1 protein-coding gene is annotated in these 1,381 nt (G+C 71.8%); it reads left to right on the plus strand.

Going from position 1 to position 1,381, the window contains the following annotated elements; all coding sequences use genetic code 11:
- Positions 1–221: 221 nt before the first annotated feature.
- A complete protein-coding gene (locus tag DBR36_RS10495; protein WP_108319165.1) occupies positions 222–1,214 on the plus strand; it encodes a GlxA family transcriptional regulator in 993 nt (330 codons plus the stop codon).
- Positions 1,215–1,381 lie beyond the last annotated feature (167 nt).

A 1,381-nucleotide genomic window follows, 5' to 3' on the forward strand; every position in this document is an offset into this window, starting at 1 on the left:
GGCTCGTCGCGCTCGCGCGGCGGCGTGCGGGTCGGGTCGGTGGGGATGCGGCCGTAGCCGTCGGTGCGGATGAGCCAGGCGGTGCCGACGACGCCGGCGAGGGACAGGATGCCGAGGGCGATGAAGTAAGCCATGGCAGAAAAGCTACGTGCGTGCGATTCATGCCCACGAGTGGCATGATGGACACCGTTCGTTCTCTTTCTGCCACACCGGAGGTAGGCATGCGCTCGGTCGCCGTCGTCGTTCAGCCGGGGTTCGCCCCGTTCGAGTTCGGTCTCGCGTGCGAGGCCTTCGGCCTGGATCGCAGTGATGACGGCATCCCGAACTTCGATTTCCGCATCGTGGCGCCCGAGCCCGGTGCCGTGCCGTCGAACATCGGCTTCTCGATCAACGTCGAGGACGGTCTCGAGGCGGCTGCGGACGTCGACATCCTGGTACTCGCGCCGATCCCCCGGGCGCAGTGGGGGCGGGTCGACGAGCGCGTGCTCGAGGTCGTCCGCGCCGCGCACGCGCGCGGTGCCTGGTTGCTGAGCGTGTGCAGCGGGGCGTTCGTCGTCGCGGCGGCAGGCGTGCTCGACGGCAAGCGGGCGACAACGCACTGGCGCTACGCCGACGAGATGGCGCGGATGTACCCGCGCATCGAGGTCGACCCCGACGTGCTCTACGTGCAGTCCGGCAACATCATCACGAGTGCCGGGACCGCCGCGGGACTCGACGCCTGCCTCCACCTGCTGCGACAGGAACTGGGCTCCGAGCTGGCGAACCGCATCGCGCGTCGCATGGTCGTCGCCCCCCAGCGCGACGGGGGGCAGGCGCAGTTCATCGCCTCGCCGCTTCCGGTCGACACCTCGCTGTCGCTGGCGCCGGTGACGGAATGGATGCTGCAGAACCTGGATGCCGAGCTCTCGGTCGATCGGCTCGCGGCGCGCGCGCACATGTCGCCGCGCACCTTCGCCCGGCGCTTCAAGGCGGACCTGGGCGCGACACCCGCGGCCTGGCTCGCGCGGCAACGCCTGCTGCACGCCCAGCGCCTGCTCGAAGAGACCGACCTCGGCCTCGACCGGATCGCCGCCGAGTGCGGCTTCGGGTCGGCGGCGGTGCTGAGGCAGAACTTCGCCCGCACGATGGGGCTGACGCCGACCGCGTACCGCTCCCGTTTCTCGTGTGTCGGGGAAGCGGCATCCGCTCCCGCCTCCGAGGCGGTCCCGGCCTGAGGGGCGCGGGGCGTCGCCGGGTGCGGTGCCGTCCGCGAAACCGCGCGGTAGCGGCGCATGCGGAACGGCCCCGCCCGAAAGGGGGCGGGGCCGTTCGCGGGGGCGTCAGGACGCGGGGGTGAAGAACGGGTTCGACGGCGCGGTGCGCGCGGCGAGCACATCCTCGG

Origin of the sequence: Microbacterium sp. HMWF026 (assembly GCF_003061325.1) — a bacterium.
Lineage (GTDB): Bacteria > Actinomycetota > Actinomycetes > Actinomycetales > Microbacteriaceae > Microbacterium > Microbacterium testaceum_E.

Coding starts and splice junctions, on each gene's coding strand:
- DBR36_RS10495 (WP_108319165.1), top strand. CDS start 222: ATGCGCTCGGTCGCCGTCGTCGTTCAGCCGGGGTTCGCCCCGTTCGAG.